This is a genomic window from Microbacterium sp. (assembly GCF_031178525.1).
GTDB lineage: Bacteria > Actinomycetota > Actinomycetes > Actinomycetales > Microbacteriaceae > Microbacterium.
The window spans coordinates 14,284-36,405 of the sequence record NZ_JAPSJA010000002.1; the positions used below are offsets into that span (position 1 = coordinate 14,284).

General features: G+C 70.4%; 23 protein-coding genes. 12 read left to right on the top strand and 11 right to left on the bottom strand.

The window, feature by feature from the left end:
• The first annotated feature begins 160 nt into the window (after window positions 1–160).
• Window positions 161–1,486, top strand: coding sequence for an ABC transporter substrate-binding protein (locus tag RIF89_RS00390; RefSeq protein ID WP_309067204.1), 1,326 nt, complete (start codon window positions 161–163; stop codon window positions 1,484–1,486).
• Between the two features lie 269 nt (window positions 1,487–1,755).
• Here the strand turns inward: RIF89_RS00390 and RIF89_RS00395 are convergent, their stop codons facing one another.
• The 4 genes from RIF89_RS00395 to RIF89_RS00410 are packed head-to-tail and all read right to left on the bottom strand — an operon-like array spanning window position 1,756 to window position 5,841.
• Window positions 1,756–2,526: an ABC transporter ATP-binding protein gene (locus tag RIF89_RS00395; RefSeq protein WP_309067205.1), complete on the bottom strand. Its 771-nt coding sequence runs from the start codon at window positions 2,524–2,526 to the stop codon at window positions 1,756–1,758.
• Complete coding sequence (locus RIF89_RS00400; protein ID WP_309067235.1) at window positions 2,523–3,497, bottom strand: ABC transporter ATP-binding protein; 975 nt, start codon at window positions 3,495–3,497, stop codon at window positions 2,523–2,525. Before RIF89_RS00400 ends, RIF89_RS00395 begins: the two co-directional genes overlap by 4 nt.
• A gap of 25 nt (window positions 3,498–3,522) precedes the next feature.
• A complete protein-coding gene (locus tag RIF89_RS00405; protein ID WP_309067206.1) occupies window positions 3,523–4,503 on the bottom strand; it encodes a branched-chain amino acid ABC transporter permease in 981 nt (326 codons plus the stop codon).
• 9 nt (window positions 4,504–4,512) lie between these two features.
• Window positions 4,513–5,841: a branched-chain amino acid ABC transporter permease gene (locus tag RIF89_RS00410; protein ID WP_309067207.1), complete on the bottom strand. Its 1,329-nt coding sequence runs from the start codon at window positions 5,839–5,841 to the stop codon at window positions 4,513–4,515.
• A 280-nt stretch (window positions 5,842–6,121) separates the two neighbouring features.
• Between RIF89_RS00410 and guaB the strand changes: the two genes are divergently transcribed.
• From guaB to RIF89_RS00430, 4 genes are read left to right on the top strand one after another with little or no spacing between them, the layout of a single operon-like run.
• Entirely contained in the window at window positions 6,122–7,624 is a 1,503-nt protein-coding gene (gene guaB / locus RIF89_RS00415; protein WP_309067208.1) for an IMP dehydrogenase, read from the top strand.
• Between the two features lie 46 nt (window positions 7,625–7,670).
• Window positions 7,671–7,940 (top strand): DUF2277 domain-containing protein, encoded by a 270-nt coding sequence (locus RIF89_RS00420; protein ID WP_309067209.1) that lies wholly within the window; start codon window positions 7,671–7,673, stop codon window positions 7,938–7,940.
• 55 nt (window positions 7,941–7,995) lie between these two features.
• Window positions 7,996–9,117: a GuaB3 family IMP dehydrogenase-related protein gene (locus tag RIF89_RS00425; protein WP_309067210.1), complete on the top strand. Its 1,122-nt coding sequence runs from the start codon at window positions 7,996–7,998 to the stop codon at window positions 9,115–9,117.
• Window positions 9,107–9,982: an SURF1 family cytochrome oxidase biogenesis protein gene (locus RIF89_RS00430; RefSeq protein ID WP_309067211.1), complete on the top strand. Its 876-nt coding sequence runs from the start codon at window positions 9,107–9,109 to the stop codon at window positions 9,980–9,982. The genes RIF89_RS00425 and RIF89_RS00430 overlap by 11 nt, the downstream gene beginning before the upstream one ends.
• Window positions 9,983–10,005: 23 nt before the next feature.
• On the opposite strand, the gene RIF89_RS00435 is transcribed toward RIF89_RS00430, so the two are convergent.
• Window positions 10,006–10,500: a nitroreductase/quinone reductase family protein gene (locus RIF89_RS00435; RefSeq protein ID WP_309067212.1), complete on the bottom strand. Its 495-nt coding sequence runs from the start codon at window positions 10,498–10,500 to the stop codon at window positions 10,006–10,008.
• Between the two features lie 107 nt (window positions 10,501–10,607).
• On the opposite strand from RIF89_RS00435, the gene RIF89_RS00440 reads away from it, so the two are divergent.
• Both RIF89_RS00440 and guaA read left to right on the top strand, forming a co-directional pair.
• Entirely contained in the window at window positions 10,608–11,087 is a 480-nt protein-coding gene (locus tag RIF89_RS00440; protein ID WP_309067213.1) for a DUF3817 domain-containing protein, read from the top strand.
• Complete coding sequence (gene guaA / locus RIF89_RS00445; RefSeq protein ID WP_309067214.1) at window positions 11,084–12,679, top strand: glutamine-hydrolyzing GMP synthase; 1,596 nt, start codon at window positions 11,084–11,086, stop codon at window positions 12,677–12,679. Before RIF89_RS00440 ends, guaA begins: the two co-directional genes overlap by 4 nt.
• Before the next feature lie 224 nt (window positions 12,680–12,903).
• On the opposite strand, the gene RIF89_RS00450 is transcribed toward guaA, so the two are convergent.
• The 3 genes from RIF89_RS00450 to RIF89_RS00460 all read right to left on the bottom strand — a co-directional run bounded on the left by RIF89_RS00450 (window position 12,904) and on the right by RIF89_RS00460 (window position 14,548).
• Window positions 12,904–13,494, bottom strand: a complete 591-nt coding sequence (locus RIF89_RS00450; RefSeq protein WP_309067215.1) for an ATP-dependent Clp protease proteolytic subunit — start codon at window positions 13,492–13,494, stop codon at window positions 12,904–12,906.
• The gene (locus RIF89_RS00455; RefSeq protein WP_309067216.1) at window positions 13,491–14,120 is read right to left on the bottom strand and encodes an ATP-dependent Clp protease proteolytic subunit; all 630 of its coding nucleotides are present in this window, start codon (window positions 14,118–14,120) and stop codon (window positions 13,491–13,493) included. Before RIF89_RS00455 ends, RIF89_RS00450 begins: the two co-directional genes overlap by 4 nt.
• 74 nt (window positions 14,121–14,194) lie before the next feature.
• On the bottom strand, window positions 14,195–14,548 hold the full coding sequence (locus RIF89_RS00460) for a helix-turn-helix transcriptional regulator (RefSeq protein WP_309067217.1): 354 nt from the start codon (window positions 14,546–14,548) through the stop codon (window positions 14,195–14,197).
• Between the two features lie 77 nt (window positions 14,549–14,625).
• Here RIF89_RS00460 and RIF89_RS00465 point away from each other — a divergent pair, with 77 nt between their 5' ends.
• A complete protein-coding gene (locus RIF89_RS00465; protein WP_309067218.1) occupies window positions 14,626–15,069 on the top strand; it encodes a nitroreductase/quinone reductase family protein in 444 nt (147 codons plus the stop codon).
• 7 nt (window positions 15,070–15,076) lie between these two features.
• On the opposite strand, the gene RIF89_RS00470 is transcribed toward RIF89_RS00465, so the two are convergent.
• Window positions 15,077–15,988, bottom strand: a complete 912-nt coding sequence (locus tag RIF89_RS00470; RefSeq protein ID WP_309067219.1) for a transglutaminase domain-containing protein — start codon at window positions 15,986–15,988, stop codon at window positions 15,077–15,079.
• Between the two features lie 193 nt (window positions 15,989–16,181).
• Here RIF89_RS00470 and RIF89_RS00475 point away from each other — a divergent pair, with 193 nt between their 5' ends.
• The 4 genes from RIF89_RS00475 (at window position 16,182) to RIF89_RS00490 (ending at window position 20,015) form a co-directional block, all read left to right on the top strand.
• On the top strand, window positions 16,182–17,069 hold the full coding sequence (locus RIF89_RS00475) for a formate/nitrite transporter family protein (protein ID WP_309067220.1): 888 nt from the start codon (window positions 16,182–16,184) through the stop codon (window positions 17,067–17,069).
• Between the two features lie 89 nt (window positions 17,070–17,158).
• Window positions 17,159–18,457: a histidine kinase gene (locus tag RIF89_RS00480; RefSeq protein ID WP_309067221.1), complete on the top strand. Its 1,299-nt coding sequence runs from the start codon at window positions 17,159–17,161 to the stop codon at window positions 18,455–18,457.
• Entirely contained in the window at window positions 18,445–19,155 is a 711-nt protein-coding gene (locus tag RIF89_RS00485; protein WP_309067222.1) for a response regulator transcription factor, read from the top strand. The genes RIF89_RS00480 and RIF89_RS00485 overlap by 13 nt, the downstream gene beginning before the upstream one ends.
• Entirely contained in the window at window positions 19,152–20,015 is an 864-nt protein-coding gene (locus RIF89_RS00490) for a hypothetical protein (RefSeq protein WP_309067223.1), read from the top strand. Before RIF89_RS00485 ends, RIF89_RS00490 begins: the two co-directional genes overlap by 4 nt.
• A gap of 121 nt (window positions 20,016–20,136) precedes the next feature.
• Here the strand turns inward: RIF89_RS00490 and RIF89_RS00495 are convergent, their stop codons facing one another.
• A complete protein-coding gene (locus tag RIF89_RS00495; RefSeq protein WP_309067224.1) occupies window positions 20,137–21,579 on the bottom strand; it encodes an aspartate aminotransferase family protein in 1,443 nt (480 codons plus the stop codon).
• 19 nt (window positions 21,580–21,598) lie between these two features.
• Window positions 21,599–22,066, bottom strand: a complete 468-nt coding sequence (locus tag RIF89_RS00500) for an Lrp/AsnC family transcriptional regulator (RefSeq protein ID WP_309067225.1) — start codon at window positions 22,064–22,066, stop codon at window positions 21,599–21,601.
• Between the last annotated feature and the right edge of the window lie 56 nt (window positions 22,067–22,122).

Here is a 22,122-nt window from a genome sequence, read left to right on the forward strand (position 1 = left end):
CGCGAATCGCCGCGCAGTCTGCTCAGAAGGGCATAGGAAAACACGGCCGAAACAAATCCCGAGTAGATTTCCGTCCATTACCCGCGGCCGTCGTCGCTCTCCCTGGGGGCGTCGGCAACCAGTCCCCCAACGCGGGTCCTGATGAAAGGACGGAACCACGATGGTTCGATCCCGGAAGCTGATCGGCGCCCTGGCCCTCACAGGCGTCGCAGCTCTGACCCTTGCCGGCTGTGCGGCCGGCGGCGGTGGCGCGAACTCCGCCGCTCCGAGCGAGGAGCCTGAAGAGTCGCAGGCGGCCGCCGGCCCCACCTGTGAGCCCGCCACCGAGCCCGTCGGCGAGGTCGGCGGCGAGCTCTCGCTGAAGATCGGCACGGCGCTGCCCGTGACCGGCACGCTCGCCTTCCTCGGCCCGCCCGAGATCCAGGGCGTCAACTACGCCATGTCGCTCATCAACGAGTACACCGAGACCTCGGGCCTCACGGTCGAGGTCGTGCACGGCGACTCGGGTGACACCGACAACAAGGCGTACGAGACCGAGATCCCGCGTCTGCTGAGCGAGGACGTGTCGGCGATCGTCGGTGCGGCCTCGTCGGGCACGTCGCTGCAGTTCATCGACCAGGTGGTCGGCGCCGGCGTGATCCAGTTCTCGCCCGCCAACACGTCCGACGCGTTCACGACGTACGACGACAACTGCCTCTACTTCCGCACGGCTCCGTCGGATGTGCTGCAGGGTGCCGTGCACGGCAACTTCCTCGCCTCGGAGGGCTACCAGACCCTCGGCCTCATCGTGCTGAACGACGCGTACGGCACGGGCCTGGCGAAGTACATCACCGAGGCGTTCGAGGGTGCCGGCGGCGAGGTCGTCGCCGACCCGACGTTCAACACCGGTGACACGTCGTTCGACGCGCAGATCTCCGAGGTGCTGGCTCAGGACCCCGAGGCCATCACGGTGATCAGCTTCGACGAGGCGGAGACGCTGCTGCCGTCGCTGATCGAGCAGGGCTTCGCCGCTGAGGACCTGTTCCTGGTCGACGGCAACATGTCCGCCTACACGGACTTCCCGGAGGGCCTGCTCGAGGGCGCCCGCGGCACGTACCCCGGCCCCACGCCGGAGGATGTGCAGGAGTTCGTGGACGGCCTGGACGCCTACGTCGCCGAGGCCGGCGTCGACGCGCTGAAGGACTACACGTACGCGCCCGAGTCGTTCGACGCCGTGAACCTGCTCGCGCTCGCCGCGTTGGCCAGCGGCTCGACCGACCCCGAGGCGATCTCGGGCAAGCTGCAGGAGGTCTCCGGCGGCATCGAGGGCGGCACGAAGTGCACGACGTTCGCGGAGTGCGCCGACATCATCCTCGAGGGCGGCCAGGCCGACTACGACGGCGTCTCGAGCCCGATCACGTTCGATGAGGTCGGCGACCCGACGGAGGGCATGATCAACGTCTACGAGTACGGCCCCGACAACACCTACGCGCCGTACGAGGGCTGATCCCTCCCGGTGCACCGAAGCGCCCCGTCTCCCTCGGGAGGCGGGGCGCTTTCATGTCCACGGCCCGGGGCGCCGGTTGTCCGCGAGGCGCTGCCGGTCGACGTGATAGTTCCCATCGATCCGGATGACCAGGCGCTCGCCGTTGCCGGCTTCTCGGGGGCGGATCCGCTTCTCGCCCGGAGAACGCGACATCTCCTGAGAACCCGGCGCGAGCAGTGGTGCCCGGACACGCGGAAGCCCCGGTCCGCGGACCGGGGCTTCCGGAGGGGTTACGCGCCGAGCGTGCCGAGGTAGAGCTCGGTGACCTTGGGGTCGTTCAGCAGCTCGCGACCCGTGCCCGTGTAGGCGTCGCGGCCCTGGTCGAGCACATAGCCGCGGTCGCAGATCTGCAGGCAGCGGCGGGCGTTTTGCTCCACCATGATGCACGTCACGCCCGCCTTGTTGATTTCCGAGACGCGCAGGAAGGCCTCGTCCTGTCGCACGGGGGACAGACCGGCCGAGGGCTCGTCGAGCAGCAGCACCTTCGGATCCATCATGAGCGCGCGGCCCATGGCCACCATCTGCCGCTCACCGCCCGACAGGCCGCCGGCGCGCTTCTTCAGGCCGCCGCCCTTGGCGAGGTCGGGGAAGATGCCCATCACGAAGTCGACCCGCTCGGCGAACAGGCGCGGCTTCTGGTACGTGCCCATCTGCAGGTTCTCCTCGATCGTGAGCGAGGGGAACACGTTGTTCGTCTGCGGGATGAACCCGACGCCCTTGGCGACGAGCTTGTCCGCCTTGAGGCCCGTGATGTCCTCGCCGCCGAGCGTGATGCTCCCGCCGCGGACCTTCACCTGCCCGAAGATCGCCTTCAGCAGCGTCGACTTGCCGGCGCCGTTCGGGCCGATGATGCCGATCAGCTCGCCCTGGTGGGCCGTCAGCGAGCAGCCGTTCAGGATGTTGATGCCGGGCAGGTAGCCGGCGTGCACGTCGTCGACGAACACGACGGGGGTGTCGGCGGTCGTGGCGCCCCGCGGTGCGGCGGCGGTCTGCTCGCTCACTTGGTGTCCTCCTTGTCGAGCTCGGCGGAGGCCTCCGACTCGAGCGCCGTGACGTCGACCGCGGCCGAGGCCGCCGCGTCGGTCGTGGGGTCGGCGTGGATGACCGGGATGCGCCCGGTCACGACGCCGAGGTCGAGCTCCTGGTGCGCACCGAGGTAGGCGTCGATCACCGCGGGGTTCTTCATGACCTCGTCGGGTGCGCCTTCGGCGACGACCTTGCCCTCCGCCATCACGACGACCCAGTCGGCAATGTGGCGCACCATGTGCATGTCGTGCTCGACGAACAGCACGGTCATGCCCTCGTCCTTCAGGTCCAGGATGTGGTCGAGCAGCGACTGCGTCAGGGCCGGGTTCACACCCGCCATCGGCTCGTCCAGCATGACCAGGTTCGGGCTGGTCATGAGGGCCCGCGCCATCTCGAGCAGCTTCTTCTGGCCGCCCGAGAGGCCCGCCGCGAGGTCGTCCCGCTTCGCGTCGAGCTTGAACTTCACGAGCAGCTCGTCCGCGCGGTCCTCGATCTCGCGATCCTGCGAGCGCCACAGGGCGGGGATCAGGCTGTGCCAGAACCGCTCACCGCGCTGACCCGTCTGGCCGAGCTTCATGTTGTCCATGACGCTCAGGCGGCCGAGGGCCTTGGTGAGCTGGAACGTGCGCACCAGGCCCATGCGGGCGACCTTGTGCGCCGGCACCCGCGCAAGGTCCTTGCCGTCGTACGACCACGTGCCCGTGTTGGGCTTGTCGAAGCCCGTCAGCAGGTTGAACAGCGTGGTCTTGCCGGCGCCGTTCGGTCCGATCAGGGCCGTGATCGCGTTGCGCGGGATCTCGAGGTGCTCGACGTCGACGGCCGTGAGGCCGCCGAACGTGCGGGTCACGTTGTCGGCGACGATGATCGGATCGACCTTCGACACGCCGGGCCGGGCGTCGCCGACGTGCAGCCCCGTGGTCTTGGGGCGCTGCACGGGCGCCGTCATCGGGTTCGGGTTCTGGGACGTGCTGTCAGCGGACAAAGGTCAGCTCCTTCTTGTCGCCCAGGAGGCCCTGCGGCATGAAGACGACGAGCAGCATGAGCGCGACACCGACGAGGATGAAGCGCAGCGTACCCGCCTGCACGGTCGACATGAAGGGCAGGACGCCTGCATCGACCAGCGCGGGAAGGACGTTCGACAGGAACGTCTGGATCGCCCAGAACACGAGCGATCCGAGCAGCGGACCGAACACGGTGGCCGCACCGCCGAGCAGCAGCGCCGTCCACACGAAGAACGTCAGCGACGTGACGTACACGCCGGGGCTCACGGCCGAGGGGAGGGCGTACACGACGCCGCCCGCGGCCATGATCACGCCGCCGAGCACGAGCGACTGCATCTTGTAGGAGAAGACGTTCTTGCCGAGCGAGCGGATCGCGTCCTCGTCCTCGCGGATGCCCTTCATCACGCGACCCCACGGGCTGCGCGTCAGCATCCACATCACCAGCACGGCGAACGCGAGGGTCAGCAGGCCCATGATGCGCACCCACCAGCCGGTCTCGTTGTAGGTCCACGGGCCGAAGCCGTAGGTGCCCGGCGGGATCGGGTTCATCTCGCGGAAGCTGCCGTGATAGCCCGACAGGCCGTCGGCGGATCCGGTCACGTCCGCGAACTGCGTCGTGAGGAACAGCAGACGCAGCACCTCGGCGGCCGCGATCGTCGCGATGGCGAGGTAGTCGCCGCGCAGACGCAGCGTCGGGATGCCGAGGATGAGCGCGAACACGGCGGCGGCCGCGAGGCCGATGAGCGCGGCGAGCCACCAGGGGAGGCCGAACGTCAGGACCGAGATGGCGTAGCCGTAGGCGCCGAGCGCCATGAAGCCCGCGACGCCCATGTTGATCAGGCCGCCGTAGCCGAAGTGCATCGCGAGGCCGAGCGCCGCGATCGCATAGCCCAGTGTCGCGGGGCTGAGGATCGAGGACAGGGTGTTCTCGAAGATCTGCAACCAGTTCATGAGCGCCGCCTAACCGATTCGCTCGCGGCGGCCGAGGATGCCCTGCGGCCGGACCAGAAGGATGATGATGAGGACCACGAGCGCGCCCGCGTATCGCAGGTCGGCCGGGATCCACAGGCTCGACGCCTCGGTGAGGATGCCGATGATGATCGCTCCGACGAGCGCGCCGAACGCGGTGCCCAGTCCGCCGAGCGTGACCGCGGCGAACACGAGCAGCAGGATCTGCGCGCCCATGTCCCAGCGGATGCCGGGGCGGTAGTACGCGTACAGGATGCCCGCGAGGCCCGCCAGCGCGCCCGAGATGATCCACACGATCCGCACGACGTGGTCGACGTCGATGCCCGACGCCGCCGCGAGCGACGGGTTGTCGCTGATCGCGCGGGTCGCCTTGCCGAGTCGGCTGCGCGTGAGCCAGAGCGCGAAGGCGACGATCACGACGATCGAGATGCCCATCGAGATCAGGTCGTTGAGCGTGGTGCTCACGGCGCCGAACAGCGGGATGGTGACCGAGGGCACCATCGCCGGCAGCTGCGCCGTGTCACCGCCGATGAAGTACTGGAAGATGTACCGCATCGCGAGCGAGAGGCCGATCGACAGGATCATCAGCTGCACGACGCCCGTGCCCCTGCGACGCAGGGGGCGCCAGATGATCATGTCGAGCAGCAATCCCAGCAGCGCGCTCAGCACGATCGCCACAGGGATGCCGAGCCACACCGGCAGGGCGAGGCTCGCGGGGCCGACGAGGAACAGCGCCGCGACGGCGCCGAACGTCACCATCTCGGCGTGCGCGAAGTTGGAGATGCCGGTCGTGCCGAACACGAGCGACAGTCCCACCGCCGCCAGCCCGAGCATGAGGCCGAAGTTGATGCCCTGGAAGATGCGCTGCAGCAGCTGGTCGAAGAAGCCCGTGACGTTGCGCTCCGCCTCGCCGATGAAGAAGTTCGCGGCCGTGATGCCGCCGGGGCCGACCGTCACCTCCTTGACGTTCGGAGTGTCGTCCTCGCCGGTCTCGTCGACGACCGCGATGCCGTCCGGCAGGGACGACTCGTCGAGCGTGACGACGTAGACGGAGTCGTTCTCGGGTACCTTCACGCCCCAGCGGCCGTCCTCGTCGGTCACGACCTCCTGGACGCCGCCGGCGCCGTCGATCGTGAGCTCGACGCCCTCGAGGGGCTCGCCTTCGAGCCGGACGTTGCCGTTGATGGAGTAGGGGTCATCCTCCGCCGCATGCGCGGCCGCGGGCAGCAGCAGCGCGGCGATGAAGGCGGCGAGGAACGTCGCGAGAGCGACGAGCGCGCCGGATCGGGTACGCCTCAGGGAGGCGGTTCTGGGGTTCATTGATCCTCCGGTCCGCGGGCGGCGGGTGGGGTAGCGCCGCACCGGGGTGCGTGAACGGGTCGTTCAAACGTAAGACCCTAATATGACGGGATCGTTTCGGGCGTGTCCCATCCCGTGGTCATGAGCACTCTGCACATAGCGGATCCCTCTTCTTCGAGCGATCTGCATCCGGAATATCTCCAGCCCCGCGAGCCTTAGTATTCCTATACGGGGGAGGATGGCATACCAGGCCCCTTCCGCGATACGAGCTCATCCACATCGCTCAGGCGGGAGAATCGTCTTGACTGACCACGATCCGTTCGGCTTCGTCGGACTCACCTACGACGACGTGCTGCTTCTTCCCGGCCACACGGACGTCATCCCCAGCGAGGCCGACACGTCGTCGCGCCTCACGCGCAACATCCGCGTCGCGGCCCCGCTGCTCTCGAGCGCGATGGACACCGTGACCGAGTCGAGGATGGCGATCGCCATGGCCCGTCAGGGCGGCATCGGCATCCTGCATCGCAACCTCTCGATCCAGGATCAGGCGAGCGCGGTCGACCGCGTCAAGCGCAGCGAGTCGGGAATGATCACCGACCCGATCACCACGCACCCCGACGCGACGATCGAGGAGGTGGACACGCTCTGCCGGAAGTACCGGATCTCCGGCCTTCCCGTCGTCGACGAGTCCGGCCGCCTGGTCGGCATCGTCACGAACCGCGACATGCGCTTCGTCTCGGAGTTCGAGCGCACGACCACGCTCGCGAAGGACGTCATGACCGCCGAGGGGCTCGTGACCGGCCACGTGGGCATCTCGCCCGAGGAGGTCGTCGCGCTGTTCGCGAAGCACCGCGTCGAGAAGCTGCCGCTCGTGGACGACGAGGGCAAGCTCACCGGCCTCATCACCATCAAGGACTTCGACAAGAGCGAGAAGTACCCCAACGCGACGAAGGACGCGCTCGGCCGCCTGCGCGTGGGCGCCGCCATCGGCTTCTTCGGCGACGCGTGGGAGCGCGCGGAGGCGCTGCGCGACAAGGGTGTCGACGTGATCGTCGTCGACACCGCCAACGGCCAGTCGCAGGGCGTGATCGACATCGTGAAGCGCCTGAAGGCCGATCCGACGTTCGCGCACATCGACGTGATCGGCGGCAACGTCGCGACCCGCGAGGGCGCCCAGGCGCTGATCGACGCGGGCGTCGACGCGGTCAAGGTCGGCGTCGGCCCCGGATCCATCTGCACCACGCGCGTCGTCGCGGGTGTGGGCGTGCCGCAGGTCACCGCGATCTACGAGGCGTCGCTCGCCGCGCGTCCGGCCGGCGTGCCGGTCATCGCGGACGGCGGTCTGCAGTACTCGGGCGACATCGCCAAGGCGCTGGTCGCGGGTGCCGACACCGTGATGCTCGGTTCGCTGCTCGCCGGCACCGAGGAGGCGCCGGGCGACATCGTGTTCCAGGGCGGCAAGCAGTTCAAGCTCTACCGCGGCATGGGGTCGCTGGGTGCGATGCAGACGCGCGGCAAGCAGACGTCCTACTCCAAGGACCGCTATTTCCAGGCGGATGTGCAGGGTGACGACAAGCTGATCCCCGAGGGCATCGAGGGGCAGGTGCCCTACCGCGGCCCGCTGTCGGCGGTCATCCACCAGCTCACGGGCGGCCTGCGCCAGTCGATGTTCTATGTCGGCGCGCGCTCGATCGACGAGCTCAAGGCCCGCGGCAAGTTCGTGCGCATCACCTCGGCGGGGCTCAAGGAGTCGCACCCGCACGACGTGCAGATCGTGGTCGAGGCGCCCAACTACCGGCGCTGACCCGCAGGTCTTCCGAGGGCCGGGCGACAGGGCTAGCGTGACCGGCATGTGCCGGAACATCCACACTCTCCACAACTTCGAGCCCGCGGCGACCTCCGAGGAGGTGAACGCTGCGGCGCTGCAGTACGTGCGCAAGATCGCGGGAACGACGAAGCCGTCGAAGGTCAACCAGGAGGCCTTCGATCACGCCGTGCACGAGATCGCGCACATCACGCAGCACCTGCTGGACTCACTTGTGACGAACGCGCCGCCCAAAGACCGCGACGTCGAGGCCGCGAAGGCGAAGGCCCGCTCGGCCGCGCGCTACGCCGCCTGAGCCCGTCCGGGCGTCGCCCCGCAACGCGTTGCGGGGCGCCCGGTAGGCTGTGACGGTGACGACGGAGATCGAGCTGGGCCGCGGCAAGCGGGCACGACGGGCGTATTCGTTCGACGACATCGCGGTGGTGCCCTCCCGCCGAACCCGCAACCCGGAGGACGTCACGACCGACTGGTCGATCGACGCCTTCCACTTCGACATCCCGGTGCTCGGGGCGCCGATGGACTCCGTGGTCAGCCCGCAGACCGCCATCATGCTCGGTCAGCTGGGCGGCCTGGGCGTGCTCGACCTCGAGGGCCTGTGGACGCGGTACGAGGACCCCGCGCCGCTGTTCGCGGAGATCGCGTCGCTCCCCGACGAGGTCGCGACGAGCCGCATGCAGCAGCTGTACTCCGAGCCCATCAAGCCCGAGCTCGTCACGGCGCGCATCAACGAGATCCGCGCGGCGGGCGTCACGGTCGCCGGCTCGCTCACGCCGCAGCGCACGCAGGAGCTCTACCAGACGGTCGTCGCGGCCGGTGTGGACCTGTTCGTCATCCGCGGCACCACGGTGTCCGCCGAGCACGTCTCGAGCGAGGCCGAGCCGCTCAACCTGAAGAAGTTCATCTACGACCTGGACGTGCCGGTCATCGTGGGCGGCGCATCGACGTACACCGCCGCACTGCATCTGATGCGCACGGGAGCGGCGGGCGTGCTCGTCGGCTTCGGCGGCGGCGCCGCGTCGACCACCCGCGCGACGCTCGGCATCCACGCGCCGATGGCGAGCGCCGTGGCGGATGTCGCCGGCGCGCGCCGCGACTACCTCGACGAGTCGGGCGGCCGCTACGTGCACGTGATCGCAGACGGCGGCGTCGGCACATCCGGTGACATCGTCAAGGCGCTCGCGATGGGCGCCGACGCCGTCATGCTGGGCGTCGCGCTCGCACGCGCGACGGACGCCCCCGGCGCCGGCTACCACTGGGGTCCCGAGGCTCACCACGCCAAGCTGCCGCGCGGGCGCCGCGTGCGCGTGCCGCAGGTCGGAACGCTCGAGCAGGTGCTGTACGGCCCGGCGCAGCTGGCCGACGGCACGGCGAACCTGATCGGCGCGCTGCGCAAGTCGATGGCAACGACCGGCTACTCCGACCTCAAGGAGTTCCAGCGGGTCGAGGTCGTCGTCGCCCCGTATGACCACTGAGCCGGCACCCGAGGGGCTCGACTTCCCGCCCACCCTGCGGGAGGTCATGCTGCGGCCGCGCTGGCTGCTCATGCTCGCGTTCGCCCTCCTGGTCGCGGGCGTGTTCGCGTGGCTGGGGCAGTGGCAGCTCTCGAGCGCGATCGACACGGATCCCGTGCCCGAGGGTGCGACGGAGGAGATCCGGCCCATCGAGGACGTCGTCGAACCGGGGCAGTACCTCGAGGAGCCGCTCGTCGGACAGCGCGTCGAGGTCGCCGGCGGCTGGATTCCCGGCGATTTCATCGTCGTGTCCTCCCGCTACAACGACGGTGCGCAGGGGTTCTGGGTCACGGGTCAGTTCCGCGTCGATGCGGAGCGCCCCACGGCCCTCGCCGTGGCGGTCGGCTGGGCGCCCACGCGGGAGCGCGCCGACGCCGCCGTCGAGACGCTGAACCGCCTGGCCTCCACCGTCCTGCGAGAGGGGGCCCAAGCGGATCCCCTCGTGCTGACGGGCCGCATCATCTCGGATGAGGGCCCCGCGCTCCCGCCGGGTGCGGATCCGCTCGAGTTGACGCGGATGTCGCCGGCCGCCCTGCTGAGCCGCTGGCACGAGCGCGACGGATCGCCGATCGCGGCGATCGACGTCTACCGCCCGTACCTGACATCGGCGGACCCGACCGGTGCGCTCGGCGACGCGGGGCTGGATGCGATCTCGTCGCCTGCCCCCGAGCTCGCGAGCCCCATCAACTGGCTCAACATCTTCTACGCGGTCGAGTGGGCGGTCTTCGCGGGCTTCGCGTTCTACCTCTGGTACCGCCTCGCGAAGGACGCCTGGGAGCGGGAGCTCGAAGAGCGCGATGGTCCCGTCGATCCCGACGAGGACTAGCCGCAGCCCCTCGCGCCGGCGCCTTAGACCAGCGGCTCGAGGACGATCACCGGCGTCTCGCGTGAGCGCAGCGCCGCGAGGTCGTTCAGGTCGCCGTCGTAGCTGTCCATCGCGCGGAACGCCTCCCACAGCCGGTCGCGTTCGGCGCCCCTCGCCTCGCGGGCGATCACGCTGCGATGCTCGCCGCCGGGCAGGTCGACGGAGGCGACGGGGTTCGCCTGCAGATTCAGCCACCACGCGGGCGGCGGATCGCCCCAGCCGTTCATCGCCATCGTGACGAGGTTCGGGCCGTCCTCGAAGTACGCGAGGATCGCCATCCGCTGCGCGCCGGAGCGCCGGCCGATCGTGTGCAGGCGCATCATGCCGAACACCCGCGGCGTGGGCCGACGCAGCCCGAAACGACCTCCGGTCATCCGGTACAGCCCGCGGTGCACGCGCCATGCGGTCGTGATGAACCAGCGGGGCGGGATACGCGCGGGATCGGCGCCGGGGCCCTTGTGCTCGGTGTCGGGTGCCACGAGCAAACCTCCTCTTCCCCCTGTCTCGAATGGTACTGAAGGCGCGGTCGCGCGGGAGCACCCCGCGGCGGATCGGACGCCCAGCGACCACCCGTAAACTGGGATCCATGCCGCAGCCCAAGCTCGCCACGTTCCCGCAGATCCGTGGGGCGCTGCGGTTCTACCAGATCTGCTCCGTCATCACCGGTGTCGGCCTGCTGCTGCTGTGCGCCGAGATGGTGCTGAAGTACACGCCCCTCGCCGTCGAGCTGTTCTTCCTCGACTCGCAGGGACTGTTCGCCTTCCGCGAGGTCGTGCCGCAGGGTGACGAGCTCGTGTCGACCGGGGACGGCGTCAACCTGTCGCTCGGCATCCTGATCGTGCACGGCTGGTTCTACGTCGTGTACCTGTTCGCGTGCTTCCGGGTGTGGAGCCTGATGCGCTGGCCGTTCTGGCGGTTCATCCTGCTCGCCGGCGGTGGCGTGATCCCGTTCCTCTCCTTCTTCATGGAGTTCGTCGTCGCGCGCGACGTGAAGCGCTACCTGGCCGAGCGCGAGACAGCGGCCGCCGAGAAGAAGGCCGCGCAGGCCCAGGAGGTCACCCCGTGACGGAAGCCGCAGACGTCTCGCAGGACACCGTCCAGCGTCCCGTCCTCGTCGTCGACTTCGGCGCCCAGTACGCGCAGCTGATCGCGCGCCGCGTCCGGGAAGCCGGGGTCTTCAGCGAGCTGATCCCGCACACCGCGAGCGCCGAGGAGATCGCGGCGCACGACCCGGTCGCGATCATCCTGTCGGGCGGTCCGTCGTCGGTGTACGAGCCGGGTGCGCCCAGGCTCGATGAGAAGGTGTTCGAGCTCGGCGTGCCCACGCTGGGCATCTGCTACGGCTTCCAGGTCATGGCGCAGTCGCTCGGCGGCGAGGTCGCCAACACGGGCCTGCGCGAGTACGGTGCCACCGACGCGGCGCTCGTCGGCGACGGCGGCGTCCTGCTCGGGGGGCTGCCGGCCGCGCAGAACGTCTGGATGAGCCACGGCGACCAGGTGTCGCAGGCGCCCGAGGGCTTCGAGGTGCTGGCGTCCACCGCCGCCACCCCGGTCGCCGCTTTCGGCAACGCCGAGAAGAACTTCTACGGCGTGCAGTGGCACCCCGAGGTCAAGCACAGCGACCACGGCCAGGCGGTCATCGAGAACTTCCTGCACAAGGCCGTGGGGCTTCCCGCCGACTGGAACGCGGGCAACGTGATCGCCGAGCAGGTCGAGCGCATCAAGGCGCAGATCGGCGACGCGCGCGTGATCTCGGCGCTGTCCGGCGGCGTGGACTCGGCCGTCTCGACCGCGCTCGTCCACAAGGCCGTCGGGGACCAGCTCACGGCGGTGTTCGTCGACCACGGGCTGCTGCGCAAGGGCGAGCGGGAGCAGGTCGAGAAGGACTACGTCGCCTCGACGGGCGTGCGCCTGATCACGGTCGACGCCGAGGACGTGTTCCTGGGTCACCTCGCCGGCGTCACCGACCCCGAGGAGAAGCGCAAGATCATCGGCCGCGAGTTCATCCGCGCGTTCGAGAAGGTGCAGCTCGACCTCGTCGCCGAGGCCAAGGAGTCGGGCGGGAAGGTCAAGTTCCTCGTGCAGGGCACGCTCTATCCCGACGTCGTCGAGTCGGGTGGCGGTGCGGGCACCGCGAACATCAAGAGCCACCACAACGTCGGCGGCCTCCCCGAGGACCTCGACTTCGAGCTCGTCGAGCCGCTGCGCACGCTGTTCAAGGACGAGGTGCGCGCGATCGGCCGCGAGCTCGGGATCCCCGAGGCGATCGTCGGCCGCCAGCCGTTCCCCGGACCGGGCCTCGGCATCCGCATCATCGGCGAGGTCACGCGTGAGCGACTCGACATCCTGCGCGAGGCGGACGCGATCGCGCGCGAGGAGCTCACCAAGGCGGGTCTCGACAACGAGATCTGGCAGTGCCCCGTCGTGCTGCTCGCCGACGTGCGCTCGGTGGGTGTGCAGGGCGACGGCCGCACCTACGGCCACCCCGTCGTGCTGCGCCCCGTCTCGAGCGAGGACGCCATGACGGCCGACTGGACGCGCCTTCCCTACGACGTGCTGTCGAAGATCTCGAACCGGATCACGAACGAGGTCCGGGAGATCAACCGCGTCGTGCTCGATGTCACCTCGAAGCCCCCGGGCACCATCGAGTGGGAGTGAAACGACGCCGGAGGCCGCCCCACGGGGCGGCCTCCGGCGTCGGGCCTGCCGCTCGCTGCGTCCCCGCTGCCGTCGCTTGCGGCGTGAGCGTGCCCACTCGCTGTCGTACTCCGAGCCTCAGTCCGGCACGAAGTGGGACATGCTCGGGGCAGCAGGCCGGCATAGGCGTGGGGCATGCTCGGCACAGCGGGCCGGTCGAGGCCGAACCCGGCGGCCGCGCCCGCTCAGCCGCGCTCGGCGATGACTCTGTCGACGAGGCCGTACTCGACCGCGGCCTCCGCGGTGAACACGCGGTCGCGGTCGGTGTCGTGGCGCAGCTGCTCACGGGAGCGCCCGGTGTGCGCCGAGAGGATGGTCTCGAGATCGCCGCGCACGCGCACGAGCTCGTCGGCGTGCAGGATCAGGTCGGGGATCGCCCCCCGGCTCTGCGCTCCCGGCTGATGCAGCACGACCCGCGCATGCGGCAGGATGGCGCGCCGCCCAGGGGCGCCCGCCGCCAGCAGCACCGCGCTCGCGCCCACGGCCTGCCCGATGCAGGTCGTGGCGACGGGCGGGCGGATGTACCGCATCGTGTCGTGCACGGCGAGTGCGGCCTGCGGATCCCCGCCCTCGGAGTTGATGTAGAGCTGGATCTCGCGCTCCGGCGCATCAGCCTCGAGGTGCAGCAGCTGCGCGATCAGCGCGTTCGCGACACCCGCGTCGATGCCCGTGCCGAGGTAGACGACCCGCTCCGTGAGCAGCTCGGAGTAGACGTCCATGATCCGGTCGCCGCGCGCATCGCGCTTGACCACGTTGGGGATCGTGTAGGAGGTCACGCCGCCGCCTCCGTCTGGTCCGCGCTCAGGCCGATCCGCGTGCGCTGACGCGGCATCAGCTCGTCGAAGCCGCGCACGACGCCGTCTATGAATCCGTAATCGAGCGCCTCCTGCGTCGTGTACCAGTGATCGTGCAGAGAGTCCTCGAACACGCGCTCCACGGGCTGGCCCGTGTCCTCGGCGATGAGTCCCAGCACCGTGTCGCGCATGTGCCGCAGGTCGTCGGCCTGCAGCTCGACGTCGACGGCGGTGCCGCCGATGCCCGCCGAGCCCTGGTGCAGCAGGATGCGCGCGTGGGGGAGCGCACGCCGCTTGCCCGGCGTGCCCGCCGACAGCAGGAACTGTCCCGCGCTCGCCGCCATCCCGATCGCGACCGTGGACACGTCGCACGGCACCAGGCGCATGATGTCGCGGATCGCCAGCATCGCGGGAACGGACCCACCGGGGGAGTGGATCCACAGCGCGATGTCGGCCACGGGATCCTCCGCCGCGAGCGACAGCAGCTGGGTGGCGAGCAGCGTGCCGTTGTCGTCATCGAGCGCGCCGTCGAGCATCAGCACGCGGCGGTGGTACAGCTCACGTCGCGCCTCGGGGGTGAACTGCGGAAGCTTCGGTTCGTCTGCCATGACCTCAGCGTGCGCGGCTCGGGCGACCCGTGGGGCAGGTTCCACCCAGGGCGGATCCGCCCACGGCAGAGCGGTCAGGCGGCGAGCGCGAGGACCTGCGCACCGCCGGGCATGGCGGGCGCGGGAGCCGTTTTCGTACGCAGATCGTCCGCGATGCCGGCAGTCAGGTCGAGAAGGCTCTCGCCGAGCGCTCCGAGCACCGCGGCGATCATCTCGCTGGAGGCCTCCTTGCGCCCACGCTCCATCTCCGACAGGTACTGCACCGAGATCCCGGCGCGGCGTGCGACCTCCGACAGCGTCTCGCCCCGCTCGCGGCGCAGCCGCCGCAGCCGCTCGCCCACGAGGTGGCGCCACAGCGGATCCGGATCGGGGGACGGGCCGCGGCTCGCGGCTTCGCGCCTGTCGGGGAGAGGAAGCAGCTCGGCCATGCCCCTCACGGTAGGCACCCGCCCCCGGCGGGCGCATCCGGTTCCGCCGAGAGCAGAACGACCGCTAGGTTGATCGCGTGGCGAGGTACGTGAGGCCCACGGCGGCCGACGCGGTGTTCAACGGGCTCGTGGGCTTCCTGACGCGGATCGGGCTGCCCCTCGCGGGAAGCCGTGTGCTCGCGGTTCGCGGCCGTTCGAGCGGTGAATGGCGCACGACGCCGGTCAATCCTCTGCGCGTCGCGGGCGACCGCTACCTGGTGGCGCCGCGCGGGCACACGCAGTGGGTGCGCAACCTCCGCGTGGCGGGGGCGGGTGAGCTGCGCTCCGCGCGCCGCGTCGAGCGCTTCGTCGCGGAGGAGGTCCTCGACGCCGACAAGCCGCCCATCCTGCGTGCCTACCTCGTCGCGTGGGCGTGGGAGGTCGGGCGCTTCTTCGAGGACCTCGACAAGGATGCGACCGACGCGCAGCTGCGCGCGGCCGCACCGGACTTCCCCGTCTTCCGCATCCGCCCCCTGCCGTGACGGCCGCTCACGCCGAGCGGGCGAGCCGTACGAGGATCGGCTCGTCGCCGAACGGGGAGGCCTGGATGACCGCGTCGCGCGGGTTCAGGCCGTCGTCCGCGCGGTAGCGCTCGAGCAGCCGGGTCTCCGCGTCGGCGTCGCCCGCGTCCGCGGCGAGGAGCAGGGCGGCGACGTCGTCCGCCCACGCCGCCTCGGCCTCGCTCACGCCCGCCCCTGGCGGCTCGATGCGGCCCCATCCGTCCCACAGCAGCAGCTCATCGCCGAAGCGGTGCGCGACCTCGTAGATGACCTCCTCGAGCAGGAAGCGGTCGCCGCGCAGCATCGGCACCTCCGGTGCGACGCCGAACGTGTCGGCATCCAGCTCCCCCTCCCGGAAGCGCACCCACGCCTGCGCGGCCGTGAGGAACCCGCGGGGGCGGCCGAGCGCGATGTCCATCGGATCCGGCAGGCCCTCCAGCGGACCCGCGACCTCCGGATCGAAGCGCCGCCAGCGCCCGTCCAGCCACGCCTCCACGATCACGTGGTCGTGGTGCCAGCCGGGCGTGAAGTAGCCCGCGAAGCCCACGCGGCTGCGTGCCGGGATCCCGTGCTGCCGCAGGGCCGCGACGCACAGGAGCGTGTGGTCGCGGCAGCAGCCCTGCACGCGCGCCGACGCCTCGCGCGGACGGTCGAGCGGCTCGGGATGGCGCGCCTGGTCCGTCGACAGGATGTCCTCGATCCACCGCAGACAGATGTCGCCGCGCGTCACGGCCGGCAGCTCCTCGCCCGACGCGCGGTAGTGCACGATCACGTTCCGCGCGACGGCCGACAGGGCCGCGGGATCCGTCGGCAGTGCGTCGAGCAGGGACGCGTGCGCGCCGGGAGCGGAGTACGGGGTGTGCGCGGCGTGATCCACGGCCGACACCGGGGGCTTGTCCATGGCGGCATGATGCCACTCCGGCGCGGCGCGGGCCATCGCCTTCACGGGCTACCGGCGCGTCGGCCCTGCGGGCTGATCTCACATCGCACCGCGCGGCCGGGTGAGGGAAGCGTCACCAGCCGTAACGCGCAAGGGCCCGTGGGCGAAACGACCGCACGCGACTCTGGGAGCAATCCGACCCCGAGGAGCCCGCATGTCATACGTGAAGCCCGCCGAACTGATCACCGCCATGATCGAGGCCGGCGAGTCGAAGGTCCTGATGTCCACCCGCGACACGCTCATCCGCGGGTTCATGGGCGGCGCCACGCTGACGATCGCCGCCGCGTTCGCCGTGACGGTGTCGACCAACACGGGCGAGCCGCTGATCGGCGCTCTGCTGTTCCCGGTGGGCTTCGTGCTGCTGTACCTGCTCGGCTACGACCTGCTGACGGGCGTCTTCACGCTCGCGCCCCTCGCGCTGTTCGACCGTCGCCCCGGCATCACGCTCGGCGGCATCGGCCGCAACTGGGGGCTGGTGTTCCTCGGCAACTTCGCCGGCGCGTTCACGGTCGCCGTGCTCATGGCGATCTACTTCACATACGGCTTCACGACCGAGCCGAGCGCCGTGGGGCAGGCGATCGGCGAGATCGGCCACGGCCGCACGCTCGGGTACGCCGAGCACGGCTTCGGCGGCATGCTGACGCTGTTCATCCGCGGCATGCTCTGCAACTGGATGGTGTCGATGGGCGTCGTCGCGGCGATGATCTCGACCTCCGTCACGGGCAAGGTGCTCGCGATGTGGCTGCCGATCATGCTGTTCTTCTACATGGGCTTCGAGCACTCGGTCGTGAACATGTTCCTGTTCCCCGTGGGCCTGCTGCTCGGGGCCGACTTCACGATCATGGACTACCTGATCTGGAACGAGATCCCGACCGTCGTCGGCAACCTCGTGGGCGGCCTGACGTTCGTCGGCCTGATGATCTTCGCGACGCACGGCCGCACCGCCCCGAAGCGCGTCGTCGTCACGCGGCCGAACGGGAAGAGCTTCGCGGCGTCCCCCACGCGCGTGCCCGACCACCTGCTCGAGCAGGCGCGCGACTGACATCCCCCGGCGGGGATTCCGGATAACCCGAAACGGGATGTCCGGATCCCTCGGTGGGGCGGGCGGCGGCGCCGTCCTAGCTTTAGGACATGACCACTCAGGTTCCCCCCTCACCGGCCGTGCCGGCCCCGGGCGCTCCCGCCCGACGCCGGCTGCCGGCCCACTCATCGCCGCTGCGGCTCGCGGGCGCCCTCGCGCAGCTCGCGGCCCTCGGCGTCGTCGGCCCCATCCTGGCGGGTGCCATCGGGCTGCTGCTCGGCCTGGGCGTCGGCCTGCTGCCCGTGCTGGCCATCGGCGTCGTCTTCCTGCTCGGCCTCGTGTACCTGCTGTTCGCGATCGGCTGGCTCGAGACCGCGCGCATCGACGGCCTGTACGACGCCGGCCTGCCGGCTCTGCGCCCGCGCCGGATGTCCCGTCGCACGTTCGGCGGCTTCCTCGCGATGGTGTGGCATCAGTTCATCGACGCCCCCATGTGGCGGGCGATCGCGAACCTGGCGATCGCGACGATCCTCGGCTGGATCACGCTCTGGCTGTTCCAGACGCTCGTGTCCTCGGTCGCCCTCGCGTTCGCGCCCCTGTACGCGCCGGATGGCGTCGCCGGCTTCCTCGGCTTCGACGTCATCACGGGCTGGGCGCCGCTCGTCGGCATCCTGACCTTCCTGGCCTCCGCGGCGGCGCTGGTCGGCATCGCGCTGCTGCACGGCGTGCTCGCCCGCGTGATCGTCATCCCGACGCGCGAGGCGCAGCTGGTCGAGCAGGCCCGCGTGTCCGACGTGCAGCGTGCCGGAGCGATCCGGGCGTCCGAGGTGGAGCGCACGCGCATCGAGCGCGACCTCCACGACGGCGTACAGCCCCGGCTCGTGTCGGTCGGCATGACACTCGGGCTCGCCCAGCAGAAGCTCGAGGAGGATCCGGATGGCGCGCGCGCGCTGATCGAGGAGGCCCACACCTCCACGAAGGCGGCGATCACCGAGCTGCGTCAGCTGGCGCGCGGGATCCACGCCTCGGTGCTGGACGACCGCGGGCTCGACGCCGCGCTGTCTGCGCTCGCCGGGCGATCCCACATCCCCGTGCGGCTCGACGTGCGCCTGAACGGCCGCTGCAGCCGCGACGCCGAGGCCGCCGTCTACTTCGCGATCGCGGAGTCGCTGACGAACGCCGCGAAGCACTCACGGGCCAGCGAGTGCCGCGTCACGGTGCGCGTGCGTGACGACGGCACCCTGTGGGCCCGCGTCGAGGACAACGGCCTGGGTGGCGCCCGCGTGCTGCCGGGCGGCGGCCTGGACGGCATCTCGAACCGCGTGCTCGCCGCTCGGGGCGCCGTGCGGCTCGACAGCCCGCTCGGCGGCCCCACCGCTCTGGAGGTGAGCGTGCCATGCGCGTCCTGATCTGCGAGGACTCCGTCCTGCTGCGCGAGGGTCTCGTGCGCCTGCTCGACGGCAGCGGCCACACGGTCGTCGCGGCCCTGCCCGACGCCTCGGGCCTCCAGGCCGCGGTGGACGAGACGGATCCGGAGCTCTGCATCCTCGACGTCCGCCTGCCGCCCACGTTCACGGACGAGGGCATCCGGGCCGCGGTGGAGCTGCGGGCACGGCGACCGGAGCTTCCCGTGCTGGTGCTGTCGCAGTACGTCGAGGAGCGCTACGCGAGCGAGCTCATAGCCAGTCAGGGAGCGCCGCGGAGCGGCGCTCCGGGAGGCCAGGGCGGCGCCCTCGGGTACCTGCTCAAGGACCGCGTCGCGGACGTCGCGGAGTTCCTCGCGTCCGTCACGCGGATCGGGCAGGGCGCGACGGTGCTCGACCCCGAGGTCGTCGCGCAGCTGCTCAGCCGCCGCCGCGAGGACGACCGCATGTCCCGCCTGACCGAGCGCGAGCGCACCGTGCTCGCGCTGATCGCCGAGGGCAAGTCGAACCAGGCGATCGCCGCGATGCTCTTCCTCTCCGAGGCGAGCGTCGAGAAGCACATCACCGCGATCTTCCAGAAGCTGGGCCTCGAGCCCGACGAATCCGGCAACCGCCGCGTGCTCGCGGCGCTCGCCCACATCGAGAGCAGCGGCGGATCGCCGCAGACAGGAACGGCACGATGAACACCACCGTCACGCCCCCGCCGCCGCCGGCCCCCACGCCGGCCACGGCGCCCCGCAGCGGCGGGCCCGGCAAGCCCGTCGCGATCATCCTGATCGTTATCGGCGCCCTCATCCTCCTGGGCACGATCGCCGGCGCGATCCGGTCGACCGTCGTGGCGGCCACGCGCGTGACCGACACCCTCACCGCCGATGTGGCCGGCGTCTCGTCGCTCGACGTGCAGGCCGACGCCGCGCAGTTCCGGATCGAGTTCGCCGACGTCGAGGAGGCGACGCTCGAGATCACCGATGCGCACAGCGAGTGGACCCTCCGCCAGGACGGCGACGAGCTGCGCGTGTCGAGCCGCGACGGGCTGCTTGACGGCTGGGGCCGCTGGGACGGCCCGGGCTGGGGCTGGGGCCGCGAGGAGGAGCGCGTCGTGCTGACGCTGCCGACGTCGCTCGAAGGCGTCGACGCCCGGCTCGCCGTCTCCGCCGGGGCGCTCGAGAGCGACGGTTCATTCGGCGCGCTCGACCTGGAGCTCGGCGCCGGCAGTCTCGACGTCCGCGGCTCGGCCGACTCGCTCGCCGCCGACATCAACGCCGGCGCGGCGCGCATCGAGCTGGCCGAGGTCGGCGAGGCGCAGCTCATGCTCGCGGCGGGCCGGCTCGAGGCCGAGCTGACGGGGACGCAACCGGAACTCGTGGACATCGGCGTGAGCGCGGGTTCGCTCGACCTCACCCTGCCGGAGGGGGAGTACGACGTGCAGGAGGACATCTCCGCCGGCGCGATCGACAACCGCCTCGAGTCGGCGAGCTCGTCCGATCACCAGGTTCTGGTGGACATCGCCGCGGGGCACGTGAGCCTGCGCTCCGCGCGCTGATCGCGGTCCCGGCGCCCGATCGGCTCGCCCGATCCTGCCGACTTACGAGGAGATCCGGCTTTTCGAGGATGAATCCCATGGGATTCGCCGCCGAACGCCGGATCTCCTCGCGTCGTTGGGCTCAGAGCTTCGCCGAAGCCTCCGACAGCACGCCCCGCAGGATGTCGGTGATCTCCGCGAACTCGGCGGGGCCGCACGTGAGCGGCGGTGCGAGCTGGATGACGGGGTCGCCGCGGTCGTCCGCGCGGCAGTAGAGACCGGCGTCGAACAGGGCGCGCGAGAGGAACCCGCGCAGGAGTCGCTCGCACTCGTCGGCGTCGAACGTCGCCTTGGTGCCCTTGTCCTTCACCAGCTCGATGCCGAAGAAGTAGCCGTCGCCGCGGACGTCGCCGACGATGGGCAGATCCCGCAGGGTCTCGAGCGAGGCTCGGAAGGCCGCCGAGTTCGCCCGGACATTGTCGTTCAGCCCCTCGCGCTCGAAGATGTCGAGGTTGGCCATGGCGACCGCCGTCGAGACCGGGTGCCCGCCGAAGGTGTAACCGTGCAGGAACGTCGTGGTGCCGGTCGCGAACGGCTCGTAGATGCGATCGCTCACGATCGTCGCGCCGAGGGGTGAGTAGCCGCTCGTGATGGCCTTGGCGCACGTGATCATGTCGGGCACGTAGCCGTACGCGTCGCATGCGAACATGTGGCCGATCCGGCCGAACGCGCAGATCACCTCGTCGCTCACGAGCAGCACGTCGTAGGTGTCGCAGATCTGGCGCACGCGCTCGAAGTACCCCTTCGGCGGCGGGAAGCAGCCCCCCGCGTTCTGCACGGGCTCCAGGAACACCGCCGCGACGGTCTCGGGGCCCTCGAACAGGATCATCTCCTCGATCCGGTTCGCGGCCCAGAGCCCGAACTCCTCCTCGGTGCCCGTGAAGCCCATCTCCTCGGCGCGGTAGAAGTTCGTGTTCGGCACGCGGAACGCACCCGGCGTGAGCGGCTCGTACATCTCCTTCATGGCCGGGATGCCGGTGATGGCGAGCGCGCCCTGCGGGGTGCCGTGGTACGCCACCGCGCGCGAGATGACCTTGTGCTTGGTGGGACGGCCCTGCAGCTTCCAGTAGTGCTTGGCGAGCTTGAACGCGGTCTCGACCGCCTCGCCGCCCCCCGTGGAGAAGAAGACGCGGTTCAGGTCGCCCGGCGCGTAGTCCGCGAGGCGGTCGGCCAGCTCGATCGCGCCGGGATGCGTGTAGCCCCAGATCGGGAAGTAGGCCAGCTCGGCGGCCTGCTTCGCGGCCACCTCGGCGAGCTCGCGACGGCCATGGCCCGCACCGACCACGAACAGGCCCGACAGGCCGTCGAAGTAGCGCTTGCCGCGGCTGTCCCAGATGTAGTGGCCGTCGCCCTTCACGATCATCGGAACCTCGCCGGCAGCGAGCGCTGACTGACGGCCGAAATGCATCCACAGGTGGTCGGCGGCCTTGGCATTGAGCGCCTCCGTGTCGTACCGCGCCGTGTCGTACCGGGCCGTGTCGTGGCGGGCCGTCTCGAAGGTCTGCTGCTGCTGCGTGTCGGTCATGGCGTCCTCCTCGGATGCGTCAGCGGGTTCCCCAGTCGTACAGCTGCTTGCGCAGCTTCAGGTAGACGAACGTCTCGGTCGACGCGACGCCGTCGAGCGAGCGGATGCGGTCGTTGAGCACGTCGAGCAGCTTCTCGTCGTCCTCGGCCACGACCTCGACGAGCAGGTCGAAGCTGCCGGCCGTGAGCACCACGTAGATGACGTCGGGGATCTCGGCGATCTGATCCGCGATCGTGCGGGTGTCGCCGGAGACGCGCACCCCGATCATCGCCTGCCGCAGGAACCCCATCTGGAGCGGATCCGTCACCGCGACGATCTGCATCACGCCGGAATCCATCAGGCGCTGCACGCGTTGCCGCACGGCCGCCTCCGACAGCCCCACCGCTTTGCCCACCTCGGCGTAGGAGCGGCGTCCGTCGACCTGCAGCTGCTCGATGATCGCCTTCGAGGTGTCGTCCAGGGGGGCCTTGGTATCACGAGGGGGCATATGACCATATTGACAGTGGTGCAATGGTCTGACAAGGGATTCCGCAGCTTCGGTGC

Excerpts from the sequence above, each read along its gene's own strand:
- RIF89_RS00470 (WP_309067219.1), bottom strand. The coding sequence starts at position 15,988 with ATGGACAAGCCCCCGGTGTCGGCCGTGGATCACGCCGCGCACACCCCG.
- RIF89_RS00440 (WP_309067213.1), top strand. The coding sequence starts at position 10,608 with ATGCCGCAGCCCAAGCTCGCCACGTTCCCGCAGATCCGTGGGGCGCTG.
- RIF89_RS00405 (WP_309067206.1), bottom strand. The coding sequence starts at position 4,503 with ATGAACTGGTTGCAGATCTTCGAGAACACCCTGTCCTCGATCCTCAGC.
- RIF89_RS00485 (WP_309067222.1), top strand. The coding sequence starts at position 18,445 with ATGCGCGTCCTGATCTGCGAGGACTCCGTCCTGCTGCGCGAGGGTCTC.
- RIF89_RS00420 (WP_309067209.1), top strand. The coding sequence starts at position 7,671 with ATGTGCCGGAACATCCACACTCTCCACAACTTCGAGCCCGCGGCGACC.
- RIF89_RS00490 (WP_309067223.1), top strand. The coding sequence starts at position 19,152 with ATGAACACCACCGTCACGCCCCCGCCGCCGCCGGCCCCCACGCCGGCC.
- RIF89_RS00400 (WP_309067235.1), bottom strand. The coding sequence starts at position 3,497 with ATGACGGCGCCCGTGCAGCGCCCCAAGACCACGGGGCTGCACGTCGGC.
- RIF89_RS00455 (WP_309067216.1), bottom strand. The coding sequence starts at position 14,120 with ATGGCAGACGAACCGAAGCTTCCGCAGTTCACCCCCGAGGCGCGACGT.
- RIF89_RS00500 (WP_309067225.1), bottom strand. The coding sequence starts at position 22,066 with ATGCCCCCTCGTGATACCAAGGCCCCCCTGGACGACACCTCGAAGGCG.
- RIF89_RS00390 (WP_309067204.1), top strand. The coding sequence starts at position 161 with ATGGTTCGATCCCGGAAGCTGATCGGCGCCCTGGCCCTCACAGGCGTC.
- RIF89_RS00475 (WP_309067220.1), top strand. The coding sequence starts at position 16,182 with ATGTCATACGTGAAGCCCGCCGAACTGATCACCGCCATGATCGAGGCC.
- RIF89_RS00495 (WP_309067224.1), bottom strand. The coding sequence starts at position 21,579 with ATGACCGACACGCAGCAGCAGCAGACCTTCGAGACGGCCCGCCACGAC.
- RIF89_RS00480 (WP_309067221.1), top strand. The coding sequence starts at position 17,159 with ATGACCACTCAGGTTCCCCCCTCACCGGCCGTGCCGGCCCCGGGCGCT.
- RIF89_RS00410 (WP_309067207.1), bottom strand. The coding sequence starts at position 5,841 with ATGAACCCCAGAACCGCCTCCCTGAGGCGTACCCGATCCGGCGCGCTC.
- RIF89_RS00430 (WP_309067211.1), top strand. The coding sequence starts at position 9,107 with ATGACCACTGAGCCGGCACCCGAGGGGCTCGACTTCCCGCCCACCCTG.
- RIF89_RS00460 (WP_309067217.1), bottom strand. The coding sequence starts at position 14,548 with ATGGCCGAGCTGCTTCCTCTCCCCGACAGGCGCGAAGCCGCGAGCCGC.